The organism is Frankia sp. CgKIO3 (assembly GCF_977946435.1).
Genome location: NZ_CDWTMO010000009.1, coordinates 25,921 through 48,975 on the forward strand (window position 1 = coordinate 25,921; position 23,055 = coordinate 48,975).

At 71.5% G+C, this 23,055-nt stretch carries 19 protein-coding genes; 14 read left to right on the forward strand and 5 right to left on the reverse strand.

Annotation, left to right across the window (positions count from 1 at the left end; translation table 11 throughout):
• Positions 1 to 84 precede the first annotated feature (84 nt).
• Positions 85 to 3,024: an excinuclease ABC subunit UvrA gene (gene uvrA, locus AC08OJ_RS02365; RefSeq protein WP_476591641.1), complete on the forward strand. Its 2,940-nt coding sequence runs from the start codon at positions 85 to 87 to the stop codon at positions 3,022 to 3,024.
• Here uvrA and AC08OJ_RS02370 read toward each other — a convergent pair.
• The gene (locus AC08OJ_RS02370; RefSeq protein ID WP_476591642.1) at positions 2,967 to 3,380 is read right to left on the reverse strand and encodes an SsgA family sporulation/cell division regulator; all 414 of its coding nucleotides are present in this window, start codon (positions 3,378 to 3,380) and stop codon (positions 2,967 to 2,969) included. The genes uvrA and AC08OJ_RS02370 overlap by 58 nt on opposite strands.
• 250 nt (positions 3,381 to 3,630) lie before the next feature.
• On the opposite strand from AC08OJ_RS02370, the gene uvrC reads away from it, so the two are divergent.
• The 13 genes from uvrC (at position 3,631) to AC08OJ_RS02435 (ending at position 17,664) form a co-directional block, all read left to right on the forward strand.
• Positions 3,631 to 5,742 carry an excinuclease ABC subunit UvrC gene (gene uvrC, locus AC08OJ_RS02375; protein WP_476594953.1) on the forward strand — a complete coding sequence of 704 codons (2,112 nt, stop codon included), beginning with the start codon at positions 3,631 to 3,633 and terminating at the stop codon, positions 5,740 to 5,742.
• Positions 5,739 to 6,608, forward strand: a complete 870-nt coding sequence (rapZ, locus tag AC08OJ_RS02380) for an RNase adapter RapZ (RefSeq protein ID WP_462186159.1) — start codon at positions 5,739 to 5,741, stop codon at positions 6,606 to 6,608. Before uvrC ends, rapZ begins: the two co-directional genes overlap by 4 nt.
• A gap of 7 nt (positions 6,609 to 6,615) precedes the next feature.
• Positions 6,616 to 7,698 carry a gluconeogenesis factor YvcK family protein gene (locus tag AC08OJ_RS02385; protein ID WP_476591644.1) on the forward strand — a complete coding sequence of 361 codons (1,083 nt, stop codon included), beginning with the start codon at positions 6,616 to 6,618 and terminating at the stop codon, positions 7,696 to 7,698.
• A gap of 5 nt (positions 7,699 to 7,703) precedes the next feature.
• Entirely contained in the window at positions 7,704 to 8,690 is a 987-nt protein-coding gene (whiA, locus tag AC08OJ_RS02390; protein WP_476591645.1) for a DNA-binding protein WhiA, read from the forward strand.
• A gap of 448 nt (positions 8,691 to 9,138) precedes the next feature.
• Positions 9,139 to 10,146, forward strand: a complete 1,008-nt coding sequence (gap, locus tag AC08OJ_RS02395) for a type I glyceraldehyde-3-phosphate dehydrogenase (RefSeq protein WP_476591646.1) — start codon at positions 9,139 to 9,141, stop codon at positions 10,144 to 10,146.
• A gap of 183 nt (positions 10,147 to 10,329) precedes the next feature.
• On the forward strand, positions 10,330 to 11,532 hold the full coding sequence (locus AC08OJ_RS02400) for a phosphoglycerate kinase (protein ID WP_476591647.1): 1,203 nt from the start codon (positions 10,330 to 10,332) through the stop codon (positions 11,530 to 11,532).
• 33 nt (positions 11,533 to 11,565) lie between these two features.
• On the forward strand, positions 11,566 to 12,492 hold the full coding sequence (gene tpiA / locus AC08OJ_RS02405) for a triose-phosphate isomerase (protein WP_476591648.1): 927 nt from the start codon (positions 11,566 to 11,568) through the stop codon (positions 12,490 to 12,492).
• 59 nt (positions 12,493 to 12,551) lie between these two features.
• Positions 12,552 to 12,761 carry an oligopeptide/dipeptide ABC transporter ATP-binding protein gene (locus AC08OJ_RS02410; RefSeq protein ID WP_476594957.1) on the forward strand — a complete coding sequence of 70 codons (210 nt, stop codon included), beginning with the start codon at positions 12,552 to 12,554 and terminating at the stop codon, positions 12,759 to 12,761.
• The gene (secG, locus tag AC08OJ_RS02415; protein ID WP_462187980.1) at positions 12,762 to 12,992 is read left to right on the forward strand and encodes a preprotein translocase subunit SecG; all 231 of its coding nucleotides are present in this window, start codon (positions 12,762 to 12,764) and stop codon (positions 12,990 to 12,992) included.
• Between the two features lie 74 nt (positions 12,993 to 13,066).
• Positions 13,067 to 14,836, forward strand: a complete 1,770-nt coding sequence (locus tag AC08OJ_RS02420; protein ID WP_476591653.1) for an ABC transporter substrate-binding protein — start codon at positions 13,067 to 13,069, stop codon at positions 14,834 to 14,836.
• Between the two features lie 257 nt (positions 14,837 to 15,093).
• Positions 15,094 to 15,429, forward strand: coding sequence for an RNA polymerase-binding protein RbpA (locus AC08OJ_RS02425; RefSeq protein WP_011436081.1), 336 nt, complete (start codon positions 15,094 to 15,096; stop codon positions 15,427 to 15,429).
• Between the two features lie 81 nt (positions 15,430 to 15,510).
• Positions 15,511 to 17,163, forward strand: coding sequence for a serine/threonine-protein kinase (locus tag AC08OJ_RS02430; RefSeq protein ID WP_476594954.1), 1,653 nt, complete (start codon positions 15,511 to 15,513; stop codon positions 17,161 to 17,163).
• Positions 17,164 to 17,274: 111 nt separating this feature from the next.
• Positions 17,275 to 17,664: an SHOCT domain-containing protein gene (locus AC08OJ_RS02435; protein ID WP_476594359.1), complete on the forward strand. Its 390-nt coding sequence runs from the start codon at positions 17,275 to 17,277 to the stop codon at positions 17,662 to 17,664.
• A gap of 98 nt (positions 17,665 to 17,762) precedes the next feature.
• On the opposite strand, the gene pgl is transcribed toward AC08OJ_RS02435, so the two are convergent.
• From pgl to tal, 4 genes are all read right to left on the reverse strand, one after another.
• Positions 17,763 to 18,560 carry a 6-phosphogluconolactonase gene (pgl, locus tag AC08OJ_RS02440; protein WP_476594360.1) on the reverse strand — a complete coding sequence of 266 codons (798 nt, stop codon included), beginning with the start codon at positions 18,558 to 18,560 and terminating at the stop codon, positions 17,763 to 17,765.
• A complete protein-coding gene (locus AC08OJ_RS02445; protein ID WP_476594955.1) occupies positions 18,557 to 19,636 on the reverse strand; it encodes a glucose-6-phosphate dehydrogenase assembly protein OpcA in 1,080 nt (359 codons plus the stop codon). The genes pgl and AC08OJ_RS02445 overlap by 4 nt, the downstream gene beginning before the upstream one ends.
• 20 nt (positions 19,637 to 19,656) lie before the next feature.
• Positions 19,657 to 21,189: a glucose-6-phosphate dehydrogenase gene (gene zwf / locus AC08OJ_RS02450; RefSeq protein ID WP_476594363.1), complete on the reverse strand. Its 1,533-nt coding sequence runs from the start codon at positions 21,187 to 21,189 to the stop codon at positions 19,657 to 19,659.
• A gap of 130 nt (positions 21,190 to 21,319) precedes the next feature.
• The gene (gene tal, locus AC08OJ_RS02455) at positions 21,320 to 22,435 is read right to left on the reverse strand and encodes a transaldolase (RefSeq protein WP_476594956.1); all 1,116 of its coding nucleotides are present in this window, start codon (positions 22,433 to 22,435) and stop codon (positions 21,320 to 21,322) included.
• Positions 22,436 to 23,055: the final 620 nt, after the last annotated feature.

The window sequence follows — 23,055 nt, forward strand, 5'->3', positions numbered from 1 at the left end:
CCCCCGGAAAAGTGTCGGTCCTCATCCGTAGCATGGCCACACTCGCCCAGGTCCGGTCTTACTGAAGATCATGAGGGTTTGTCGATGGCCGATCGTCTTGTCGTGCGTGGCGCGCGTGAACACAATCTCCGTGACGTCGACCTCGACCTGCCCCGCGACGGGCTGATCGTCTTCACCGGTATGTCCGGGTCCGGCAAGTCCAGCCTCGCCTTCGACACAATCTTCGCCGAGGGGCAGCGGCGCTACGTGGAGTCGCTGTCAGCCTATGCTCGGCAGTTTCTTGGGCAGATGGACAAGCCCGACGTCGACTTCATCGAGGGGCTGTCCCCGGCCGTCTCCATCGATCAGAAGTCGACCTCGCGCAACCCGCGGTCCACCGTCGGCACGATCACCGAGGTCTACGACTACCTGCGGCTGCTCTTCGCCCGCGCCGGCCGCCCGCACTGCCCGAAGTGCGGGCGGCTGATCTCCCGGCAGACCCCGCAGCAGATCGTCGACCGGCTGCTGGAGCTGCCCGAGGGCACCCGCTTCCAGGTGCTGGCCCCGGTGGTGCGTGGCCGCAAGGGCGAGTATGTCGACCTGTTCGCCGAGCTGCAGAGCTCCGGGTTCGCGCGGGCCCGCGTCGACGGCACGGTGGTGCCGCTCACCGATCCGCCGAAGATGGAGAAGCAGCGCAAGCATACGATCGAGGTCGTCGTCGACCGGCTCGCGATCAAGCCGTCGGCGAAGCGGCGGCTCACCGACTCGGTGGAGACGGCCCTGAAGCTAGGCGGCGGGCTCGTCCTGATCGACTTCGTCGACCGCGACGCCGACGACCCTGAGCGCGAGCGGATGTACTCCGAGCATCTGGCCTGCCTCTACGACGACCTCTCCTTTGAGGAGCTGGAGCCGCGGTCGTTCTCGTTCAACTCGCCATACGGTGCCTGCCCCGAGTGCACCGGGATCGGGACCCGCAAGGAGGTCGACCCGGAGCTCGTCGTGCCCGACCCCACCCTGTCGCTGGCGCAGGGCGCGGTGGCCCCCTGGTCGGGCGGCCACAACAAGGAGTACTTCGAACGGTTGCTCACGGCCCTTGCCGAGGACCTCAGCTTCAAGATGGACACCCCGTGGGAGGGGCTGCCCGAGCGGGCCCGCAAGGCCGTGCTGTATGGCAGCGGCGACACCGAGATCCACGTCGGCTACACCAACCGCTACGGCCGCAAGCGTTCCTACTACACCTCCTTCGAGGGCGTGATCGGCTTCCTGGGCCGCCGGCACCGCGAGGCCGAGTCGGACAGCAGCCGGGAGCGGTACGAGGGCTACATGCGCGATGTCCCCTGCCCGGCCTGCCGCGGCGCGCGGCTGAAGTCGGAGTCACTTGCGGTGACGCTGGGCGGTCGGTCGATCGCCGAGGTTTCGGGTATGGCGATCGGTGAGTGCGCCGTGTTCCTGCGCGGGCTCGACCTCACCGAACGGGAGCGGGCCATCGCCGGCCGGGTGCTCAAGGAGGTCGACGCGCGGCTGACGTTCCTGCTGGACGTGGGGCTGGACTACCTCTCCCTCGACCGGGCCTCCGGCACTCTGGCGGGCGGCGAGGCACAGCGCATCCGGCTGGCCACCCAGATCGGTTCCGGGCTCGTCGGGGTGCTGTACGTGCTCGACGAGCCGTCGATCGGCCTGCACCAGCGGGACAACCGCCGGCTCATCCAGACCCTGCTGCGGCTGCGCGACCTGGGCAACACGCTCATCGTCGTCGAGCACGACGAGGACACGATCCGCGCCTCCGACTGGGTGGTCGACATCGGCCCCGGCGCCGGCGAGCACGGCGGTCGGGTCGTCGTCTCCGGGCCGGTCGAGAAGCTGCTCGCCAGCGAGGAGTCGATGACCGGCGCCTACCTGTCCGGGCGGCGCCGGATCCCGGTGCCCGACATCCGCCGGGTGCCGACCAAGGGCCGGGCACTGACCGTGCACGGGGCCCGGGAGCACAACCTGCGCGACATCACCGTGTCGTTCCCGCTGGGCTGTTTCGTGGCCGTCACCGGGGTGTCGGGCTCGGGGAAGTCCACCCTCGTCAACGACATCCTCGCCGCCGTCCTGGCGAACAAGCTCAACGGCGCCCGGGAGGTGCCGGGCCGGCACCGCACCGTCAGCGGGCTCGACCATCTCGACAAGGCGGTCCGGGTTGACCAGTCCCCGATCGGACGCACGCCGCGGTCCAACCCCGCCACCTACACCGGCGTGTTCGACCACATCCGCCGGCTGTCCGCCGAGACGACTGAGGCGAAGGTCCGCGGCTATCTGCCGGGCCGGTTCTCGTTCAACGTCAAGGGCGGGCGGTGCGAGGCGTGTTCCGGTGACGGCACCCTCAAGATCGAGATGAACTTCCTGCCGGACGTGTACGTGCCGTGCGAGGTCTGCCACGGCGATCGGTACAACCGGGAGACGCTGGAGGTGCACTACAAGGGCAGGAACATCGCCGAGGTGCTCGACATGCCGATCGAGGAGGCGGCGGAGTTCTTCGCCGCGGTGCCGGCCATCGCCCGGCACCTGCGGACGCTGAACGACGTTGGCCTGGGGTACGTCCGGCTCGGCCAGTCGGCGCCGACCCTGTCCGGCGGCGAGGCGCAGCGGGTCAAGCTCGCCTCGGAGCTGCAGCGGCGCTCCACCGGCCGGACGGTCTACGTGCTCGACGAGCCGACGACCGGTCTGCACTTCGAGGACATCCGCAAGCTGCTCGGCGTGCTCGGCCGGCTGGTCGACGCCGGGAACACGGTCATCGTGATCGAGCACAACCTCGATGTCATCAAGACGGCGGACTGGATCATTGACTTGGGGCCGGAGGGGGGCACGGGAGGCGGCCGGGTCGTCGCGCAGGGGCCGCCCGAGGCCGTGGCGGCGGTCGAGGAGAGCCACACCGCGGTCTTCCTCCGGGAGATCCTCGGTGATCGGGTCGCCGAGGTGGGACCGGTCCCGCCTTCTCAGGCTTCTCAGGTCTGCAGCAGGTCCGCGAGGACGGCGTCCAGCTCCTGTTCGGTGTGCTCCTGACCGGTCGGGACAAGTCGCTCGGTGCGGTCCAGGAAGCTGCGCAGCGACGACGCCGCGACCACCACCACGGACCGGTGGTCGCCGTGCATCAGGTCGAGCCGCACGCCGCGCCGATCCGCGTCGGGACCGATCCGGACGTCCCCGTCGCCCACCGCCGTCTCCAGGCCGGCCCGCAGGGTGTCGCGTGGTGCGACCCAGCTGCCCTGCGGCAGCGCGGGATGTTCCGGCCTGGACACCAGCGTCATGGACACAGCCAACGGGTCGCGGGCGCCCCAGCAGATCTGGAACACGGTGATCCGCCCACGGCTGGACGCGTCGTCCACGACGAACTCCGCCGTGACGTCCTTACCAAGCACGCGCTGGCTCCCTCGGTTCGCTTGCCCGATGTGTCGAGGGTCGCAGCCCTCCGCCCCGGACGCCAGCGGGGGCTCCCGAAACAGCGGAAGGTGTGTAATCGGTCACGACACTGCCGGGTGGCCGTCGCCGCTCGTCACCCTACCGCCACCATCGGAGGGAACCCGCTGCCAAGCCCGCACGCTATGCGTGATGAAATGGTTACGTGCAGGTGCTGCTTGCTCGGGATGAAGGTCGCCGTAGGCTCGCTTCATGGCTGATCCGGCGTTCTACCGGCCCGCCCCGGGCTCGATCCCCGAGACACCCGGTGTCTATCGTTTCCGTGACGAGCACGGTCGCGTGCTCTATGTCGGCAAGGCCAAGAACCTGCGGGCCCGGCTGGCCAACTACTTCGCCGAGTTGCACACCCTCCATCCGCGCACGCAGCACATGGTCTCCTCGGCGAGCTCGGTCGACTGGACCGTTGTCTCGACCGAGGTCGAGGCCCTCCAGCTTGAGTACACGTGGATCAAGGAGTTCGACCCGCGCTTCAACGTCCGCTACCGCGACGACAAGAGCTACCCGAGTCTCGCCGTGACCCTCCACGAGGAGTTCCCGCGCCTGCAGGTTATGCGGGGACCCAAGCGCAAGGGTGTCCGGTACTTCGGCCCGTATGCGCATGCCTGGGCCATCCGGGAGACCCTCGATCTGCTCCTGCGGGTCTTCCCCGCCCGCACGTGCTCGGGCGGGGTCTTCAAACGGGCCGCGCAGGTCGGACGGCCGTGCCTGCTCGGGTACATCGACCGGTGCTCGGCACCCTGCGTGGGACGGGTCGACGCGGCCACCCACCGGGAGATCGTCGAGGATTTCTGCGACTTCATGTCCGGGCAGGCGGGCCGTTACCTGCGTCGGCTCGAACGGGAGATGCAGCAGGCGGCGCAGGCCCAGGAGTACGAACGCGCCGCGCGGCTGCGCGACGACATCGGTGCCCTGCGCCGTGCGGTCGAGAAGCAGGCCGTGGTCCTGCCCGACGGCACCGACGCCGACGTCATCGCCTTCGCCGAGGACGAGCTGGAGGCCGCCGTCGCGGTGTTCTACGTGCGTGGCGGGCGGGTACGCGGCCAGCGGGGCTGGGTCGTCGACAAGCTCGACGAGGTCACGACCGCGGACCTCGTCGAGCAGTTCCTCACCCAGGAGTACCTCGACGGCACGGGAGCGGCCTCGACCGGGACCGCTGGTTCGACGGTGCCCACGACCACCGCGGGATCCCAGGGGGAGGGCATCCCCCGCGAGATCCTGGTTCCCGCCCTGCCGCCCGGCGTCGAGGCGGTCACCGAACTGCTCGGCGCGGCCCGGGGCAGCCGCGTCGAGGTCCGCGTGCCCCGCCGCGGGGACAAGCGCACCTTGCTCGAGACGGTGGAGCGCAACGCCAAGCAGGCGTTCGCGCTGCACCGGACGAAGCGGGCCAGTGACCTCACCGCCCGCAGCCGTGCCCTCGCCGAGCTTCAGGAGGCCTTGGAGCTGCCCGACGCGCCGCTGCGCATCGAGTGCTTCGACGTCTCGAACACCCAGGGCACGAACGTCGCGGCGAGCATGGTCGTGTTCGAGGACGGACTGCCGCGCAAGTCCGAGTACCGCAGGTTCGCGATCCGCGGCATCGCCGGCCGGGAGGGTGCCGGCCGGGACGGGGCTGCCGGGGACGACGTGGCGAGCATGTACGAGACCATCCACCGGAGGTTCTCGCGCTACCTCGCCGAGCGGTCCCGCGTCGGCGAGCTTGCCGACATCGCCGACATCGCCGACGCGCCGGATGCCGCGCAGCCGATCGATCCGGGGACCGGGCGGCCGCGCCGGTTCGCCTACCCGCCGAACCTCGTCGTGGTGGACGGCGGGGCGCCCCAGGTGGCCGCGGCGGCCCGGGCGCTCGACGAGCTCGGCATCGACGCCGGCCCCGGCGGGGTGGCGCTGTGCGGGCTGGCGAAGCGGCTGGAGGAGGTCTGGCTGCCGGGCACCGCGGACCCGGTCATCCTCCCGCGGACGTCCGAGGCGCTCTACCTGCTGCAACGGGTACGCGACGAGGCACACCGCTTCGCCATCGCCCACCACCGGCAGAAGCGGTCCACGGCCATGGTGGCCTCCGCCCTCGACGAGGTCCCCGGCCTGGGTGACACCCGGCGCAAGGCCCTGCTGCGCTACTTCGGTTCGGTGGCGAAGGTACGGGCGGCGAGCGCCGAGCAGATCGCGCAGGTGTCCGGCATCGGCCCGCGGACGGCGGCGGCGATCGTCACCGCGCTGGCCCGGTCGGCGCCGGGCCGCGCTGACGCGCCCGCCCCCGTCGTCGACCCGCACACCGGAGAGATCCTCGACGCGGAGACCGTCTCATGACCACCCCGACCCTGGATTTGGCGATCATCACCGGGCTGTCCGGCGCCGGGCGCAGCACCGCGGCGAAGTGCCTGGAGGACCTGGGCTGGTTCGTCGTCGACAACCTTCCCCCGGAGCTGCTGTCCACCATGGCTGAGCTGGGCCGTCGTTCTGGTGGGACGGTCAGCCGCATCGCCGTCGTGGTGGACGTGCGGGGCCGGCCGTTCTTCTCTGACCTGCGCGCCGCGATCGCGGCACTCGACGCGCGGGGCATGCATCCCCGGATGCTGTTCCTCGAGGCCAGCGACGATGCGCTGATCCGCCGGTTCGAGCACGTCCGCCGCCCGCATCCGCTGCAGCGCGACGAGCGGGTGGTCGACGGCATCAGCCGGGAACGGATTCTGCTCGCCGAGCTGCGCGGCGAGGCTGACCTGGTCCTCGACACCACCGACCTGAACGTCCATGAGCTGCGGTCGAAGATCGACGCCGCGTTCGGGCAGCCGAACGCCAACCGGCTCAACGCCACGGTGGTGTCGTTCGGGTACAAGTACGGACTTCCGCTGGATGCGGATCTCGTCGCCGACTGCCGGTTCCTGCCCAACCCGCACTGGGTGGAGGCGCTGCGCCCGTTCACCGGCCGCGATCCGCAGGTGCGCGACTATGTGCTGGCCCAGCCGGGAGCGCAGGACTTCCTCGACCAGTACGCGGCGCTGCTCCGCCTGGTCGGCGAGGGCTACGCCCGCGAGGGCAAGCGGTATCTCACGCTGGCCGTCGGGTGCACCGGCGGCAAGCACCGTAGCGTCGCGATCGCCGAGCAGCTCGGCACCCGGCTCGCCGCGGGCGGCGTGGGGGTCCGGGTGGTGCACCGTGACCTGGGACGGGAGTGAACCATCCGTGAACCTCAATGGCGTAGCCGCGCGCTCCGACGGTCCGGACCGGGCACCGGCGGTCGTCGCCTTCGGCGGCGGCCACGGGCTCGCCGCCTCGCTCGCCGCGCTCCGGCAGATCACCTCGGCGCTTACCGCCGTGGTGACCGTCGGTGACGATGGTGGATCCTCCGGGCGGCTGCGCGCGGAGCTCGGTGCGCTGCCCATGGGCGATCTACGAATGGCCCTGGCCGCGCTGGCCGGACCGGACGGATGGTCGACCACCTGGGCGGGCGTGTTCCAGCACCGGTTCGGCGGCGACGGGCCGCTCGCCGGGCACGCGGTCGGCAACCTCGTGCTCACCGCGCTCGCCGAGCGCACCGGATCACCGGTGGCCGCGCTCGACCTGGCCGCCGCCCTCCTCGGCCTGCGGGGGCGGGTGCTGCCGCTGTCGACTAGGGGCATCGACATCGTCGCCGACGTCGTGGGGCTGGATCCGGGGGCGCCCACCGCCGAGGTCGAGGTGCGCGGGCAGGCCGCGGTGGCCACGACCGGTGGACGGGTCGTGGGTGTCCGGCTGTCGCCGGCGGCACCGCCGGCCTGTCCGGAGGCGGTGGCCGCGGCGGGCGCGGCCGACTGGATCATCCTTGGGCCGGGATCGCACTACACGAGCACGCTGCCGCATCTGTTGGTTCCTGGGATGAACCGGGCGATTGCGACGTCCCGGGCGAACCGGGTGATGGTGTTGAACCTGGCCGCCCAGCCGGGGGAGACCGAGGGATACACCCCCCAGGCCTATCTCCACTCCCTCGGCCGGCACGTTCCCGGCCTGCGGCTGGACGTGGTGATCGCCGATCCGACAGCGGTGCCCGACCCCGACCTGCTCGCCCGGGCGGCGGCGGACGTCGGCGCCCGGCTCCATCTGGCGCCGGTGCGGATCCCTGGCGCGCCCGTGCACGACCCGGTCCGGCTCGCCGCGGCCTTCCGCGCGGTGTTCGCGGGACTCCCGGAGGCGACCTGCCCGGCGCCCGCGTCCCGGCGCCCGGTCACGCAGTACTCATCGTCCGGCGGACCGGTCCGCCGGACCCCATCCGGTGAAGCCAAGGAGTGATCGGTGTGGCGGCGATGACGGCCACCGTCAAGGACGAACTGAGCCGGCTGCGGGTCGCGAAGCCCTGTTGCCGGCGGGCCGAGATGGCAGCCCTGCTGCGCTTCGGTGGGGGGCTGCACATCGTCGGTGGTCGCATCGTGGTCGAGGCGGAACTCGATACCGGCGCGACCGCCCGCCGGTTGCGTCGCGAGATCGCCGAGGTCTTCGGCTTCCCCTCGACGGTGGCCGTGCTGGCCGCCGGTGGGCTGCGCCGCTCGGTGCGCTACATCGTGCGCGTCGAGCGGGATGGCGAGCAGCTCGCGCGGTCCACCGGCCTGCTCGACCAGCGTGGCCGCCCGGTGCGCGGGCTGCCGCCGCAGGTGGTCACGGGCTCCGCCTGTGACGCCGCGGCGGCCTGGCGGGGCGCGTTCCTCGCCCACGGTTCGCTGACTGAGCCGGGTCGGTCCTGCTCGCTGGAGGTGACCTCGCCCGGTCCGGAGGCCGCGCTGGCCCTGGTCGGCGCGGCGCGCCGGCTGGGGGTCCAGGCCAAGAGCCGGGACGTGCGCGGCGTCGACCGTGTCGTCATCCGCGACGGCGACGCGATCGGCGCGCTGCTGACCAGGATCGGTGCGCATGACAGCCTGCTCGCCTGGGAGGAACGGCGGATGCGCCGGGAGGTCCGGGCGACGGCCAACCGGCTGGCGAACTTCGACGACGCCAACCTGCGCCGCTCCGCCCGGGCCGCGGTGGCCGCCGGCGCCCGGGTGCAGGCCGCGATGCGCATCCTCGGCGACGACGCCCCGGAGCACCTGCTGGCGGCCGGCCGGTTGCGCCTCGATCACGCGCAGGCCTCCCTGGAGGAACTGGGCGCGCTCGCGGACCCGCCGCTGACCAAGGATGCGGTCGCCGGCCGGATCCGCCGGCTGTTGGCGCTCGCCGACAAGAGGGCCAACGCGCTCGGTATCCCCAACACCGAGGCGAGCGTCTCCCCGGATCTCCTTGAGAACGCCTGAGCGACAGCGGCCCAGGTCGTACCCAGACATTTCATACCTGTAATGTGGAAAACTGGCCCAGTAGCACCATCGGGATCGGATGGCTCTTCGGGGTGGGGTCTGCCCGTGGGGTGCCCGCCTGGCCGGTTCGGCCGGCGTCAGCGCAGGCCCACGGAATCTGCCCGGCCCCCGGCCCTGCGGAGGCGCACCGGCGGTGCGGCAGCGCAGCGATGTGATGGGATGGGATGTAGTTTCCGGGTGGGGCGTGCCCGCATCGTGTGAGGAGACCAGCATCGCACGGTTCGGATTCCCGCCGATGATGTGCAAACTCGTTAGGCTCCTGCCTTGACAGCGCCACATGAATGACAGTGCCACATGAACGAGAACGTCACAACCGAACGACGACGTCGCGACGGAACGACGGCGTGACTATCGAAACGACGAGACAAGACGGTAGGGAGTCCTGGACGTGGCTACGCGGGTGGGTGTCAACGGCTTCGGGCGAATCGGTCGTAACTGCTGGCGGGCGCTCGCGGCGAGCAACCGGAACGATCTCGAGATCGTCGCGGTCAACGACCTGACCGACAACAAGACTCTTGCGCATCTGCTCAAGTACGACACCACGCTGGGTACGCATCCTGCTGCGGTCAGTGTCGTCGACGAGGGTATCCGCGTCGGTGACACCGTGATCAAGGTGCTGGCCGAGCGCGACCCGGCGGCGCTGCCCTGGGCCGATCTGGGTGTGGACGTTGTCATCGAGTCCACCGGCCGCTTCACCAAGGCGGCGGACGCGGGCAAGCATCTGCAGGCAGGCGCCAAGAAGGTCATCATCTCGGCGCCGGCCAAGGACGAGGACATCACCGTGGTGATAGGCGTGAACGACGACGCCTACGACCCGGCCAGGCACCACATCCTGTCCAACGCTTCCTGCACGACGAACTGCGTCGCGCCGATGGCGAAGGTGCTCGACGAGGCCTTCGGCATCAGCCAGGGGCTGATGACCACCATCCACGCCTACACCAACGACCAGGTCATCCTGGACTTCCCGCACTCGGACCTGCGGCGGGCGCGGGCGGCGGCGCAGAACATCATCCCGACCACCACGGGTGCGGCGAAGGCCACCGCGCTGGTCCTGCCCCACCTCAAGGGCAAGCTCGACGGGCTGGCGATGCGGGTACCGGTCCTCGACGGCTCGGTCACCGACCTGGTGGCCACCCTGGACAAGAAGGCCAGCAAGGAAGAGGTCAACGCGGCGTTCAAGGCGGCAGCGGAGGGCCCGCTGAAGGGCTACCTTGTCTACACCGAGGACCCGATCGTCTCCTCCGACATCGTCAACACCCCGGCGTCCTGCACGTTCGACTCGCTGCTGACGATGTCCGCCGGCAATCAGGTGAAGATCGTCGGCTGGTACGACAATGAGTGGGGCTACTCCAACCGGCTGGTCGACCTGACCGCGCTGGTCGCCGCGCGCCTCTAGGCCCGCGCGCCGCTCTAGGCCCGCACGCCGCTGGGCCCGCACGCCGCCGGCCGGCGAAACCCGTCGGGCGGCGCCGGTCCTCCCCGGCCGTTCCTCCCGACCGGGCCGGAGGGGATCCTCGCCCGGAGAGGATCCCCTCCGGCCCTTCCTCGACAATTTCTCTCCCCGATGGAGTAACGAAGCGTGAGGACGATCGACGACCTGCAGGTCGCCGGGCACCGGGTGCTGGTCCGCAGCGACCTGAACGTGCCGTTGGACCGTTCCGGTGACACCCCGCGCATCACCGACGACGGCCGGGTCCGCGCCAGCGTCCCGACCATCGCCGCACTGCTGGACCGGGGCGCCCGGGTGGTCGTGAGCTCGCACCTGGGCCGGCCGAAGGGCGAACCGGACCCGAAGTACTCCCTGGAGCCGGTGGCGGGTCGGCTCGCCGAGCTGCTGGGCCGGCCGGTGGCGTTCGCCGGCGACGGCAGCGGTGACATCGCCGGTGCGCATGCCCGCGAGGTGATCGCCGGGCTCGGGGACGGCGAGGTGGCGCTGCTGGAGAACCTGCGCTTCGCCGCCGGGGAGACCAGCAAGGACGCGGCGATCCGCGCGGCCTTCGCCGACGAGTTGTCGGCGCTCGCCGAGTTCTACGTCGGGGACGCCTTCGGCGCGGTCCACCGGGCCCACGCCAGCGTCGCCGACGTCCCGAAGCGGCTGCCGCACGCCGCGGGCCGGCTCGTGCTCACCGAGCTGGAGGTGCTCCGCCGGCTCAGCAGCGACCCGGCGCGTCCCTACAGTGTCGTGCTCGGCGGGTCCAAGGTGTCCGACAAGCTCGGCGTGATCCGCGCGCTGCTGCCCAAGGTCGACACGTTGCTCGTCGGCGGAGGGATGTGCTTCACCTTCCTGGCGGCGCTCGGTCACGGGGTCGGCGGGTCGCTGCTGGAGACCGAGATGATCGAGACGTGCAAGGAGTTGCTCGCCGAGGGCGGGGAGCGGATCGTGCTGCCGACCGACGTCGTCGTCGCGGACAGGTTCGCCGCCGACGCGGACACCGCCGTCGTCGCGGCCGGCGCCATCCCCGCCGGCTGGCTTGGGCTCGACATCGGCCCGGCGTCGACGGAGCTGTTCGCCGCGCGGCTGGCCGGAGCGGCTACGGTCTTCTGGAACGGGCCGATGGGCGTGTTCGAGCTCGCGCCGTTCGCCGCGGGCACCCGGGGGGTGGCCGAGGCGGTCGCCGCCGGCAAGGGGTTCTCCGTCGTGGGTGGCGGAGACTCCGCCGCGGCGGTCCGCACGCTCGGCATCCCGGAGGATGCCTTCAGCCACATCTCGACCGGCGGCGGCGCGAGCCTGGAATACCTGGAGGGCAAGACGCTGCCCGGGCTCGCGGCCCTCGATGTCTGACTTCCGCGGGATGCCCGGCGCCGGGGCCGGCTGATGGCACTGCTGGGCCGGGGAAGATCTGAGCGAGGTTCCGACAGGGGATCCGGGAAGAACAGGGGATCCGGGAAGGACGAGGACGGCGTGGGCAAGGACAGATCGGCGAAGGGCGCTGCCGGCTCGAAGGGCGCCGTCGGCGTCAAGGGCACCGGCCGACGGGCGCTGGTGGTCGGCAACTGGAAGATGAACCTCAATCACCTCGAGGCGATCGCGCTGGTGCAGAAGATCGCCTTCGATCTCAAGCCCGCCGAGCTGGAGACCGTCGAGGTCGTCGTTCTCCCACCGTTCACCGATCTGCGCAGCGTGCAGACCCTGGTGGACGGAGACAAGCTCGCCATCGCCTACGGGGGGCAGGACCTCTCCCCGTACGCGTCGGGTGCGCACACCGGTGATATCAGCGGGGCGATGCTGGCCAAGCTCGGCTGCGACTACGTCGTCGTCGGGCACTCCGAGCGCCGGGCCGACCACCACGAGGACGACGCGCTGGTGGCGGCCAAGGCGAAGGCGGCCTTCTCCGTGGGGCTCACCCCCATCCTGTGCGTGGGGGAGCCCGAGGAGATCCGGGCCGCCGGCACCCATGTTGAGCACGTGCTGCGTCAGCTCGAGCAGTCGCTGGCTGGCATCACCGCCGAGCAGGCCGCGACGATCGTCATCGCCTACGAGCCGGTGTGGGCGATCGGCACCGGCCGCACCGCCTCCGCGCAGGACGCCCAGGACATGTGCGCGGCGGTCCGCGGCCAGCTGGCCAGGCAGTACGGCGATGAGATTGCCGCTGGGACCCGTGTCCTCTACGGCGGCTCGGTGAAGGCGGCGAACGCCGGCGAGCTGTTCACCATGCCGGATGTGGACGGCGGGCTGGTCGGCGGGGCGAGCCTGGTCGCCGAGGAGTTCGTCGGCATCGTGCGCAGCGGGCCGCCGGCCTGACGGCGGACGCGTCTGTGTACTCGCCCTGCCGCGCACTCGCCCTGCCGCCGGCCGTCCCGGTGCCGGACCAGGCGAAGCACCGTCGGTGGGAGCGGATACTGTTGCGTGGCGACGTGCCCGGCCCGCCCGATCCCCTCGAGGCGTGCCGGTTCCACCCACGTTGCTGGAAGGCCGAGGAGGTGTGTAGGACAGTGGAACCGCCCTTGTCGGAGGTTCGGCCTGGGCACCGGGTGGCCTGCCACTTCCCCGAGGAGCGGGAGCTGGTCTAGATGACGATCGGTCTGTCGATCGCCCTGATTGTCGCGAGTATTCTGATGATCATGCTTGTGCTGTTGCACCGGGCCAAGGGAGGCGGGCTGTCCACCCTGTTCGGCGGCGGCGTGTCCTCGTCGCTGGGTGGGTCCTCGGTCGTGGAGAAGAACCTCGACCGGTTGACCATCGTGGTTGGGATCATCTGGTTCACCTGCATCGTCGGTCTCGGTCTGCTGCTGAAGAATTGAACGCCCAGTTCGGCCCGCGCCCTGGTCCCGGCCGCGGGAGTGGTCGCGGCCGTGGAGGCCGGCTGCCCCGCCCCCTGTCCGTGCTCGCCACGGTTCTGCTCGCCACGGTCCTGACCGCCACGGTGACCGCCTGCAGCGGCGGCGGCTCGGGGGGCGGATCGCGTGAGCTCGCCGCCAGTCCCACCCCGGTGGCGACCGCCACGCCCCCTCCGCCCGACAAGCCGGGCGGCACGCTGCGGATCGTCACCCAGTGGATGCCCAGCGGCGATCCCGGCTGGGCCGACCAGCCCGGCGAGCGGGCGGTCAGCCGGCTCGTGACCCGCCAGCTGTTCAGCTATCCCTCCGACGAGGACACGACGAAGTCGACCATCCCGCGGCCGGACCTCGCCGTCGGCGCGCCGGTCGTCACCGAGAACGGGCTAGTCTACACGGTGCGGCTGCGTCCCGCGGCGCGCTGGGACACCCCCAACCAGCGCCGGATCACTGCCAACGACGTCGCCCGCGGCATCAAGCGACTGTGCACGCCCCCGAACCCGTCACCGCTGCGCGGCTACTTCACGGCGACCATCGTCGGATTCCGGGAGTTCTGTGCCCAGCTGGCGGCGATCCCGGTTGCCGACGCCGCGGCCTTCGTCGAGAGCAGCACCGTGGAGGGCATCGAGATCGTCGGCGACGACACGCTCGCGTTCCATCTACTGGCCCCGGTGAACGACTTCGTGGACGTGCTGGCGCTACCGGCGGCCTCCCCGGTGCCGCTGGAGGCCCTGGCCTACCCGCCGGACTCGCCGGAGTACCTGCACAACCTGGTGTCGGCCGGGCCGTACCGGTTCACGGTCGCTCCCGGCGAGGGGTACCGGCTGTCGCGCAGCCCATCCTGGAGCGCATCCTCGGACGGGATCCGCCGCGCCCTGCCCGACCATATAACGATCTTCGACGGCCTGAGTCCGGAGGCCATGCAGCAGGAGCTGGAGAGCGGCGACGCGGACATGTCGCTCGATGGGAAGATCCCCGACAGCCGGGCCGTGGAGCTCGCCAGGGCGAATGACCCCCGTCTCGTGGTCGACGGGGTCGGGGTCACCCTGGCGCTCACCGTCGGATTCAACGGGCCCTCCGCGGCCGCGCTGCGTGAGCTGCCGGTCCGCCGGGCGCTGCCCTACTGCATTGACCGGGTGAGCCTCGCGGCGGCGCTCGGCGACCCCGAGTTCGCCGCTGCCGCCACCGGGTTGCTGCAGGAGACGATGACCGGCTACACCGACGCGGATCCCTTCCCGAGCCCGGCGGGACTCGGCGACGCGGCCCGTTGCCGGGAGGCGCTGAGCCACACCCCCGGCGGGCCCGTCACGGCGCTGTCCCTGCTCACCACGGACAGCGCCACCGACGTGGCGGCCGCTGAGGCATTGCGGACCGCCTTCGCCCGTTCCGGCATCCGCCTCGATATCCGGATCCGGACCGGCGAGCGCTACCGTGCGGCCGCCGTCCACCCCACCGGGCAGTTCTGGGACCTGGCGCTCACCACCATCGCCCCGGACTGGTACGGCGACGCGGGCCGCACCGTCTTCCAGCCATTGCTGGACGAGACGTGGGCCGGCCCCAGGCCGGCCGACGGCGGCTACCGGGATCCGGGCGCCCTGCATCTGCTCGCCACGGCGCTGCGGGCCACCAGCGAGGCGACCGCCGCGAGCGACTGGGCCGACCTGGAGCACACGGTGGTCGAGCAGGTCGCGGTAATCCCGCTGGCCGTCGTGCACACCCCGCAGTTCCATAGTACGAACGTCACCGCGTTCACGATCGTGCCGTCGGTCGGCACCGCCGATCCGACCGCGGTCTCGCTGGGGTCCGGATGACACCCGACCTGAACACGCTCCTCCCGCTGAGGGTAACGCCAGGGGTAACCAAGCGGGGGTGGTCGGTGCATCCATGTGTGGCTCTCGCGGCCTACACTCCCCCCAGGACGTACCCGGAGGAACACCCGGGGAAAAGTGCCGGGAACGTCAGGTTTACGGAACCGGGTACGAGGTTCCGCGGCGCTCGAGGCCGCGGAATCGGCAGGCACGGTTTCCGTGCTACCACCCATGGGACGAGACGAAGGAGCACGCGGGCCGTGGCAGGTGGCAATGCCATCCGGGGGAGCCGGGTCGGGGCAGGACCGATGGGAGAGGCGGAACGGGGTGAGACCGCGCCCCGGCAACGTATCTCCTTCTGGTGCGCCAACGCGCACGAGACGAGACCGTCGTTCGCCGCGGACGCGGCGATCCCCGACACGTGGGATTGTCCGAGCTGTGGTTTTCCGGCGGGACGGGATCGGGACAACACCCCCGCCCCGCCGCGCACCGAGCCGTACAAGACCCATCTCGCCTACGTGCGGGAACGACGGAACGAGAAGGACGGCGAGGCGATCCTCGCCGAGGCGCTCGCCAAGCTTCGGGGCGCCTCCTAGCCCGGGCCCGTTCCCGGCAGCGGCCGACGGTCGCCGCCGGGAACGGGCTGCCGCCGTTGCGCCGCCGCCGAGGATGCCCCTGTGACTGTGGATGATGTCGGCATCGGCCGGATCGTCGCCGGGCGGTACCGGCTCGTCGAACGGATTGGCTCCGGTGGGATGGGCACCGTGTGGCGGGCCCACGACGATGTGCTCCGGGTCGAGGTGGCGATCAAGGAGATCCGGGTCTCCGCCGACCTCGACGACGACGAGCGTGCCGCCGGAGTGGAGACGGCGATGCGTGAGGCCCGCAACGCCGCCCGGCTGCGGGGGAACCCGCACGTGGTCACCGTCCATGACGCCGTGGAACACGACGGCCTGCCGTGGATCGTGATGGAGCTGGTCCGGGCCGGCACACTCGCCACGACGGTCAACCGGGACGGTCCCCTGCCGCCCGAGCGTGCCATCCAGGTCGGGCTCGCGGTCCTCGACGCCTTGGTCGCGGGCCAGCAGATGGGCGTGCTGCACCGGGACGTCAAACCATCGAACATCCTGCTGGCCGACGACGGCCGGGTGCTGCTGACCGACTTCGGCATCGCCACCCACGCCGCCGACCCGACCCTCACCGGCGGCGTCGGCAGCGGCGGGACGCCCGCCTACATGGCGCCCGAGCGCCTCCTCGGCGGCCCCGCGACCCTGGCCGGCGACCTGTTCGCCCTCGGAGCCACCCTCTACTTTGCCGTCGAGGGGGTCTCACCGTTCCAGCGCGACACGCTGCTCACCACTATCGGCGCCGTGCTGCACGCCGATCCGCCACCCTTCCTCCGGGGCGGCAGGCTGTCGGCAGCGATCGCCGGGCTGCTGGCCAAGAACCCGGCGAGCCGGCTGCGCGCGGAGGGAGCGCAGGCGTTGCTGACCTGGGCCGCGTCCCACCCGGCCGATTCCGCCCCGGTATCCCCGCCGTCCCCGCTGTCCCCGGCGCCGGACCGGGTCGCGACCCGTGCCGTTCCCGCCGGCGTGGCCAGGGACGGCGCGGCCCACCGGTGCGGTCGGATGGGCCCGGCCGTGGCGGGCACCCCGGCTGATGGCCGGGGCGATGATCGTCCTGGTGCTGCTCGCCGCCGTGGCCGCCGGGGCGTACCAGCTGTTCGGCGCGGACGGCAGCGGCGACGACGGCGACCGGCGTCGCGCCTCGCCGCCGACGGTCGCCACGCGGGATCCGGCGGGGGTCGGGTCGCAACCGGGTGCCGAGGCTGGCGAGGCGCTGCCCCCGGGCATGATCGGCAGCTGGAGCGGATCGGTGACGCAGGCGTTCGTGCACTTCAACGCCGAGCTGGTGCTGCGGGGCGGCCGGATCGGCGAGGTGATCGGCACGAGTGCCTACCCGGAGAGTGGATGCGCCGGCGAGCTCGTGCTGCGGGCGGTGTCCGGCGCCTCGGTCCGGCTCGAGGAACGTCTCACCCGGGTCGGGGCGTTGTGCTTCGCCGCCACCTGGCTGGACCTCGTGCTCCACGGCGACGGCACGCTCGACTGCTCGTATCCGGCGACCGAGATCAGCTCGGCGGGGCAGGCGACCATGCGCCGCTCGGCGCCCCCCGTGTCCCCATCGTCCCCCGTGCCCCCAGGCTGACCGGGGCCGCCGGCTGGCCGGACCGCCGGGTGAGCGGGCTGTCGGGTGAGCGGGTGAGTGCGCTGGGCGGTCCACCCCCGGCGGGTGAGGCGGCGCGACGGCGGGACGGCCCGGCGCGGGTATGAACGGACCGGGTCAGAAACCGGGTCCGGGCCGGAACCGGGGCCCCAGGACGCCGGGACGACCGTGGCCCGCCCAGGCCACCACCCGACCACGGCGTGGACAGGAGGTACTCCGTGGATCCCGATTTTCCGCTGCTCAGCGTCTTCCTCTATATGCTGTGGTTTTTTGCTTTCATCCTGTGGCTGTGGCTGCTGTTTGTCGTGATCATGGACGTGTTCCGCAGCCAGGATCTGTCCGGATGGGCGAAGGCCGCCTGGACGGTCGCGATCGTGGTGCTGCCCTGGCTTGGCGTGATCGCCTACCTGATCGTGCGGGGTGGCAGCATGCACGAGCGCAGCCGCGCCGCGGCGCAGCGCGACGAACAGGCCTGGCGCGCCTACCTCCAGGAGGCCGCCAGGACGACGAGCGACGCCGACGAACTTGGCAAGCTCGCGCACCTGCGAGACCGGGGGATTATCAGCGAGGCCGAGTTCGAGCGGGGCAAGACCAAGATCTTGACCTGACAAGATCCTGACCTGATCCGCCGGTGCCGTCCCGTGGGCCCGGCACGCGTACCGGGCCCACGGGACAGGTCTACGGGACAGGTCGTCCGCGGACCGCGTCACTGCCAGCCGGGCAGCCGGGAGGCGGCGGCCCGGTCGGCGAGCCACAGGCTGCGGTCGCGGCCGACCGCTCCCGTCGCCGGGATCGTGATCGGTCCCGCTCCGGAGAACGACGCCGCGACCGCATCGGCCTTCTCCTCCCCGGCGACGATCACCCAGACCTCGTGGGCGGACTGGATGGCCGGCAGGGTCAGTGTGACGCGTTCCGGCGGTGGCTTGGGGCAGTCATGCACGGCCACCACCGGCTCGGTCGCGACGACCGCGGGGGAGCCCGGGAACAGCGAGGCGACATGGCCCTCCGGGCCGAGCCCGAGGAGCACCACGTCGAAGCTCGGCACCGCCGATCCGGTGACGGCACGGGTGGCCAGCAGCGCGGCGTACTCCACCGCGGCGGACTCCGGGTCGGCATAGCCGGAGGCCGCGGCTCGTCCCTCGACGTCACCGCCCGCGGTCGGAGCCGCCAGATGGCCCATCGGGAAGATCCGTTTGGGATCCACCGGGATGTGATCGAGCAGCGCCTCCCGCGCCTGCCGCTCGTTGCGGTCGGGCGAGCCGGCCGCGACGAACCGCTCGTCGCCCCACCAGATGTCGACCTTGCTCCAGTCCACCGCGTCGAGAGCCGGGTTCGATCGCACCGCCCGCAGCAGGGCGATGCCGATGCCACCGCCGGTCAGGACGAGTGAGGCCTCCCCGCGGGCCGTCTGGGCGTCCACCAGCCGGGTGATCAGACGGGCCGCGGCGGCCCTGGCCAGCACCCCGGCGTCACGATGGAGGACGAGCTCCGGCTTGGCCGTCATGCGCCACCCACCGCCCGTTCGTTGTTCGAGGCACTCGTCGGGGCGGTGCCCGGGGCCGCGGCGCTCGACGTCACGGTGCTGGCGGCCAAGGCGTCCGTGGCGCCCACGGTCTGGTCCATCGGGTCCCGCCAGATGTGCTCTCGGTGCGGCGAGCGCCTGGTCAGGTTCGGCAGGCCGCTCCAGGTACCCAGGGCCTCGGCGTAGACGGCGTCGTCGTCGAGCCGGCGCAGCTCCTCGGCGAGCAGGTCCCCGACGCCCCGGTCGGACAGGGGCAGTACCCGGTCCGGGTACCCGGTGCGGGAGATCATCGCCGACTGGGAGTCGGTGCGGGAGACGGCCAGCCGGTCCCCGTCGAGGGCGACGGCGACCGCCGTGATACCGGGCCGGCCACCCGTTTCGTCGACCGTCACCGGGACGGCGAGCCTGTTCTGGAGCCAGCCGGCGAACAGCTGGGCGCTCGGATCGGCCCGGCCGGCGGTGATGACGGCTGAGTCCGGCCGCTCGCTGACCACCGCGTCGAAGGCGGCAGCGAGCAGGGTGCGCCAGGGCGACAGCCTGGTCCAGGACAGGTCCGTGTCGCCGGGGGCGAAGTCCGCGGCCCGCTGGAACAGCGCCGACAGCGGGTCCGGGCTGGCAGTGACGTCGGTGACCCGCCGGTCGGCGAACACGCCGAGCGGGTCGTAGGCGATCCGGGTCGGCGGCTCGTCGTGCCACCAGGTGACCACCGGGGCGTCCGGTGCGAGCAGGGGAAGCACGACCGATTCCGCGTGCAGCGCCAACCGGCCGGACATCCGCATCACGACCGCCTCGCCCGGGCCGAGCCGACCGCCGATCGAGACCTCGGCGTCGAGCCGGGGATGCGGCACGTTGACCTGCCGGCGGACGACGATCAGTAGCCGGCACGGATGGGCGGAGGCCGCCAGCGTCGCCGCGCCCTCGGCGGCGCTGACGTGCTTTTCGTCAACGACGACGACGAGGGTCAGCGCCAAGCCGAAGGCCAGGGCTCCGGCCGCCCGTCGTTCGGCGGAGAGGGCCTTGACCACCTCAGAACCGGTGGTGTCCCACAATGTGGTCACGAGGGGCTCCTAATCCATGGTCATGGCCGCCGCCACCGGCGACCGTCGTGGGCGAGCATCTCGTCGGCGGCTGCCGGGCCCCAGGTGCCGGCCCGGTAGCGGTGCGGGGTGGTGCCCGCCCAGTGCCGCTCCAGCGGATCGACGATCCGCCAGGACTCCTCGACCTCCGCGTTGTTCGGGAACAGCGTCGCGTCGCCGAGCAGCACGTCGAGGATCAGCCGTTCGTAGGCCTCCGGCAGCGCCTCGGTGAACGCCTCACCGAACAGGAAGTCCATCGCGACGTCCCGGACCTCCATCGCCGAGCCGGGGACCTTGGAGCCGAACTTGAGCGTGACCCCCTCGTCGGGCTGCACCCGGATGACCAGTTGGTTGTTGCCGAGCTCGGTGGTGGCGGTCTCGTCGAACGGCAGGTGCGGCGCCTTCTTGAAGAAGATGGCGATCTCGGTGACCCGCCGTGGCAGCCGCTTGCCAGTCCGCAGGTAGAACGGCACCCCGGCCCACCGGCGCGTCTCGATGCCGAAGCGCACCGCCGAGAAGGTCTCCGTCCGCGACTGCGCGGGGATGTCCTGTTCGTCGAGGTAGCCCGGGACCCGCTCCCCGGCGAGCCAGCCCTGCTCGTACTGCCCCCGTACCGCGTAGCGGGTGAGGTCCGTGGGCAACGACACCGCGCGGAGCACCTTCAGCTTCTCGGTGCGGATGGTCTCCGCGCCGAAGCTGACCGGCTCCTCCATCGCGGTCAGGGCGAGCAGCTGCAAAAGGTGGTTCTGGAGCACGTCCCGGGCGGCGCCCGTCTCGTCGTAGAAGCCGGCCCGGGTGCCGATCCCGACGTCCTCGGCCATGGTGATCTGCACCGAGTCGACGAACTGGGAGTTCCAGATCGGTTCGAACAGCGTGTTGGCGAAGCGCAGCGCGAAGAGGTTCTGGACCGTCTCCTTGCCCAGGTAGTGGTCGATGCGGAACACCCCGGACGGGGTGAAGACGTCGTCGACGAGCGCGTTGAGCTGCCGGGCCGACTCCAGGTCGTGACCGAACGGTTTCTCGACGACGACCCGGCGCCAGCCGCCCGAACCAGCGGCCGAGGAGAGCCCGGTGCGCTGCATCTGCTTGAGCACGACCGGGAAGGCCAACGGCGGGATCGACAGGTAGAACGCCGCGTTGCCACGGATACCGTGGGAGTGCTCCAGGCTTTCCAGTGCCCGGGCGAGCCGGTCGAACGCGGCGTCGTCGTCGAAGGACCCCGGCAGGAACCGCACGGAGCCCGCCAGCCGGTCCCAGACCTCTGCATGGAAGGGGGTGCGGGCGCCCTTCTCGGCGGCCTGCCGGGCGAACTCGGCGAAGTCCTCGTCGGGCCAGTCCCGGCGGGCGAACCCGAGCAGGACGAAACCCGGCGGCAGCAGGCCGCGGTGGGCCAGGTCGTAGACGGCGGGGATCAGCTTCTTGCGGGCCAGGTCGCCGGTAGCGCCGAACACCACCAGGGCGCTCGCGTCCGGCAGGCGCGGCAGTCTGCGGTCACGTGGGTCCCGCAGCGGGTTGGTACTCACCGTGGGCGCCACCCGTTCCCCCTTCATTCTGCTTGTGGTCTCTCCGAGGTTGTTTCACCGGGGACCGTCGGGTGTCCATGAACGACGCTGAGACGATCATCATGGCCGTGGCGACCGCCACGGCCACGGCCGGCGCCAGGCCTTACGCGGACGAACCGGGTGAGCCCAGGTGCGCCGCGATGGTGTCCAGCAGCTGGGTCCACGAGTCCTCGAACTTCTGTACGCCCTGGCTCTCCAGGGTCTCGATCACGTCGTCGAGATCGATTCCGACGGCCGTGAGCTGGGCGAACACCTCGTGGGCCTCCTCGTAGCGGGGGCGGATCGTCTCGTCCGTCACCGACCCGTGGTCGGCGAACGCCTCCAGGGTTGCCTCCGGCATCGTGTTGACGGTTCCGGGCGCGATCAGCTCGGTGACGTAGATCGTGTCCGGCAGGGATGGGTCCTTGGTGGACGTCGACGCCCACAATGGGCGTTGGGGCTTCGCGCCCGCCGCGGCCAGGGCCGCCCAGCGGGGAGTGGCGAACGCCTTCTCGTACCGCTCGAAGGCCAGCCGGGCGTTGGCGACGGCGGCCCGGCCGCGCAGCGCCTTCGCCTCCGGAGTGCCGATCTTCTCCAGCCGCTGGTCGACCTCAGTGTCCACCCGGCTGACGAAGAACGACGCGACCGAGGCCAGGTCGGTGATGTCGCGCCCCGCGGCCAGGGCCTTCTCCAGACCGGTCATGAACGCGTCGATCACGGCGTCGTACCGGTCGAGTCCGAAGATCAGTGTCACGTTCACGCTGATGCCCTGGGCGAGCGTCTCGGTGATCGCCGAGAGGCCGGCCCGGGTGGCGGGAATCTTGATGAACAGGTTGGGCCGGTCGACCAGCCACCACAGGGCAGGCGCCTCGGCGAGCGTGCGCTCGGCCTCGTGGGCGAGCCGGGGATCGACCTCCAGGGACACCCGGCCGTCGACGCCGCCGCTGGCGTCGTAGACGCCGCGCAGCACGTCGCAGGCGTCGCGCACGTCGGCGGCCGTGATGGCCCGGACGGCCTCGCCGACGTCCACGCCGCGGATCGCCAGGTCGTGCAGCTGCTCGTCGTACAGGTCGCTCGAACTGATCGCCTTCTGGAAGATGGTCGGGTTGCTCGTCACGCCGACGACGCTGCGGTTCTCGACCAGGTGGGCGAGGTTGCCGGTGCGTAGGCGGTCCCGGCTGATGTCGTCCAGCCAGACCGCCACTCCGGCGGCTGAGAGCTCGGACAGGGGATTGCTCATCGGGCTGACTTCCTCTCCGCGGGCGGTGGCGTCCTCACCATGTCTCCAAGCTGTCCTCGTCTCCAAGCTGTCCTCCGATGGGCGCACCCCCTTCAGGGCACTACCCTCTGGGGCCGGCTCCATCCCAGGCTGTTTCCAGTCTGATCCCAGTCTGCGGATCCCCGTGACAGTCGGGTGGCGGTTGGGAGAACAACGCGCACGACGAGTGGAATCCCGGTCCCTGTGGTTCATGCCCGATGCCCGCCGTCCATGCGTCATACCCACCGTCGCTGTCCGATGCCCCACGCCAGTACATGTCGGTCGCCGCCGCCCGGGGGGCCGCGTGGCGCGGTTGTGAGAGAGGACGCAGGGCGGCGGCGGGGGTCCGGGCGCGGTCGACGCGCGTACGCAGCGCCGCGGCGGCTAAACTCCGACACGTCGTAGAACACCGCCCGCTCCGACTTTCGGGGCACCGTCCTGCGTGGGTCGCCCGTCGATCCCGCCGATCGCGAGGTCGCTCTGTCTACCGAGGCCGTCCTTCGTCGCCGGCATGTCCCCGCCCGCGGACCGGGGCGGGCGGGCGCCTCCAAGCCAACGACCGCACCGGCGCCGGCGCTCGAGCCGCCCGGTGTTCCCGCACC